The sequence below is a fragment of the Halomonas sp. 707D4 genome, from assembly GCF_024158685.1.
In the GTDB taxonomy this organism is placed as follows: Bacteria; Pseudomonadota; Gammaproteobacteria; order Pseudomonadales; family Halomonadaceae; genus Vreelandella.
The window spans coordinates 1-2,789 of the sequence record NZ_JAMZBD010000403.1 but is presented as its reverse complement, the minus strand read 5'-3'; the positions used below and the strand labels follow the sequence as shown (position 1 = coordinate 2,789).

Genomic DNA, 2,789 nt, shown 5'->3' with positions numbered 1-2,789 from the left:
GCCGCACCGGACCAGACGCGCCTGTTTGCGCCGTTCTCTCAGGTGGATAGCGCCATCGCCCGGCGCCACCAGGGGACTGGATTGGGGCTTGCGATCTGCAAGCGCCTGGTCGAGTCGATGGGCGGCGAGATCGGCGTCACCAGCATCGACGGAGTGGGTAGCCGTTTCTGGCTGACCCTGCCGCTGCCGGAGGTCAGGGCGTCCGGCGTGGAGCTCGAGCGGACCGGCCAGCCGTCACTGGCTGCCGGCTGCCATGTTCTGGTGGTCGAGGACAACGCCGTGAACCAGACCGTCGCCCGGGGGCTGCTCGAGCGCCTGGGTCTGCGCGCGAGCCTGGTCGATGACGGCGAAGCGGCGCTTGGGTACCTGAAGGAGCACGCCGACGAGGTCGATCTGGTGCTGATGGACGTGCAGATGCCGGTGCTCGACGGCTTGGAGACGACGCGGCGCTGGCGGCGCTTCGAGCGGCAGCGGCAGCAGGGGGCGCTGCCCATCGTCGCGATGACCGCCAACGTCATGCCCGAGGACCGGGAGCGCTGCCGGCAAAGCGGCATGGACGACGTTCTCCACAAGCCCTTCACGCGGCACGAACTCCACCTCGTGCTTTGCCGTTATCTGGTGGCCCGAAGCCCGGCCTGTGTTCCCGAGTCGCCGTACGTCCCGCCCGTCGCCCACTCGCCTCAGGATTCGCTTCTGGAGCAGACGCTTTGCGCCGAGCTCAAGGAGACCTTCGACGCGCAGGCGCTGGATACGCTGCTGACGAGCTTTCTACGCCGTCTTCCCGAGCGCCGCGCGCGGCTGTCGGCGCATCTGGCGCAGTGCCGGCGAGATGCCTTCGCCCAGGAGGCGCATGCGCTGAAGGGCGCTGCGGCGTCGCTTGGCTGCACGGCCATCGCCACCTGGGCCGCCCAGGCCGAGCGCGATGCGCCCTCGGCAAGCGTTGCGGTGCTCGAAGAGGCGCTGGCCCGGCTGGACGCCATGGCGCGCGAGACTCACACGGCCTTGACCGACGCGGGGCTCGTCACCGGTTGAGCCGGGCTCTGGCGACGATCGAGCCAGCCGGCGAGCGCGGCCGCTTCCATCGGGCGTGCGATGAAATAGCCCTGGCCGACGCCGCATCCCGCCTCGGCGAGCAGTTCGCGCTGGGCCTCGGTCTCGATCCCCTCGGCCACCACGCAAAGGCCCATGCGCTTGCCCAGGTCGATGATCGACAGCGCGATCGCTTGTGCGGCATCGTCATGCTCCATCGACGAGACGAAGCTGCGATCCACCTTCAGTTCGCTGAAGGGGAGCCGGTAGAGCTGCACCAGCGAAGAGTAGCCGGTACCGAAGTCGTCCAGTGACAGTTGGCAGCCACGCTCGCGTAGCGCCTCCAGAATGTGTCGCGCATAGCCCAGGCAGTCGATGCCCACCGACTCGGTGAGCTCGAGGGTCAGAAAGCGGTTGTCGATGCCGTGATGCTCGGTCAGGCGATCGAAGGCCTCGAGCACCCCTTCCGACTTGATGAAGTCCGCATCGACGTTGACGGCGACGCCGAGCGGCCAGCCCCGGGCGTGCCAGCGCGCCTGCTGGGCGAGTGCCAGCTCCAGCACGCGCCAGGTCAGTGCCACCATCATGTCGTGCTGCTCGGCCATGGGAATGAAGCTATTGGGCGGCAGAGTGCCGTGGGTCGGGTGCTCCCAGCGCACCAGCGCCTCGACGCCGACGATATGGCCACCGTCCAGTGCCTGCTTGGGCTGGTAGACCAGCAGCAGCTCATCGCTTTCGATGGCCGTGGCAAGCTCCGCCGGTGTCGGCGTCTGGGGCGCGATGTCGAGCGGGGCGAGAAAGCCCGCGAGCCCGGTGAGCATATTCGCCTTGGGCAGAAAACCGAGCATGCGTAGCCCCTTCGCGCGGCCCACTGCCAGCGCGTGCGCGGCCTCTTCTTGCGAGCAGCTGCTGATGAGCAGGATCGCCGCGTTGAGCCGCAGGTCGTGCAGGTAGTCGAGAATGTCGAGCCCGGTGAATTCGCCAAGCCCCAGGTCGAGAAGGATCAGATCCGCTTCGAGAAGCGACGGGTGGCGTGCCAGCTGGCCCAGGCTGCCGGCGGTCTCGACCTCGTAGCCGTGGCGGCGCAGCAGCATTTCGCACAACAGTTGAATGTCGATGTCGTCATCGATCACTAACGCATGGGAGGGCATCCTGTCTCCTCTAGAGGCTTATCCTTCAGGCGGTTTCCCAGTATAGACGCGCACCTTGACCAGGTACCGCTCAAAGGGGGCGCGGAAGGACTTTTTATCGATAGCCCTCGGCCTGCAGGCGAAAGAGGTGGGCGTAGCGGCCGTTGGCGCGCAGCAGGCTGTCGTGGGTGCCGCGCTCGATGATCCGCCCGCGATCGATCACCAGAATCAGATCCGCGCTGCGCACGGTGGAGAAGCGGTGCGAGATCAGGATCGTCATCTTGTCCCGGGCGTGGGCGCGAAAGCGGGCGAACACGTCCGCCTCGGCGGCGGCGTCCATCGCCGCGGTAGGTTCGTCGAGCACCAGGATGTCCGCGTCTTCCCGCATGTAGGCTCTCGATAGCGCGATCTTCTGCCACTGGCCGCCGGAAAGCTCCTGGCCGTTCTTGAACCAGCGCCCGAGCTGGGTCTGGTAGCCCTGGGGCATGCGCTGGATGAAGGTATCCGCCAGGCCGAAATGGGCCGCCTGGCGCCAGCGCTGAACATCCTCGAAGGCCTGGGTATCGCCCACGCCGAGGTTCTCGCCGACGGGCAGCTGATAGCGCACGAAATCCTGGAAGATGACGCCCA

At 67.2% G+C, this 2,789-nt stretch carries 3 protein-coding genes; 1 reads left to right on the top strand and 2 read right to left on the bottom strand.

Annotated elements, in window-relative coordinates; all coding sequences use genetic code 11:
- A partial coding sequence (locus tag BIS11_RS14350; protein ID WP_253586376.1) for a response regulator occupies positions 1-1,032 on the top strand: 1,032 nt, incomplete at its 5' end.
- Here the strand turns inward: BIS11_RS14350 and BIS11_RS14345 are convergent.
- Together BIS11_RS14345 and BIS11_RS14340 are read right to left on the bottom strand one after the other, a co-directional pair.
- Positions 993-2,180: an EAL domain-containing response regulator gene (locus BIS11_RS14345; RefSeq protein WP_253418498.1), complete on the bottom strand. Its 1,188-nt coding sequence runs from the start codon at positions 2,178-2,180 to the stop codon at positions 993-995. The genes BIS11_RS14350 and BIS11_RS14345 overlap by 40 nt on opposite strands.
- Positions 2,181-2,274: 94 nt before the next feature.
- A partial coding sequence (locus BIS11_RS14340; protein ID WP_253586375.1) for an ABC transporter ATP-binding protein occupies positions 2,275-2,789 on the bottom strand: 515 nt, incomplete at its 5' end.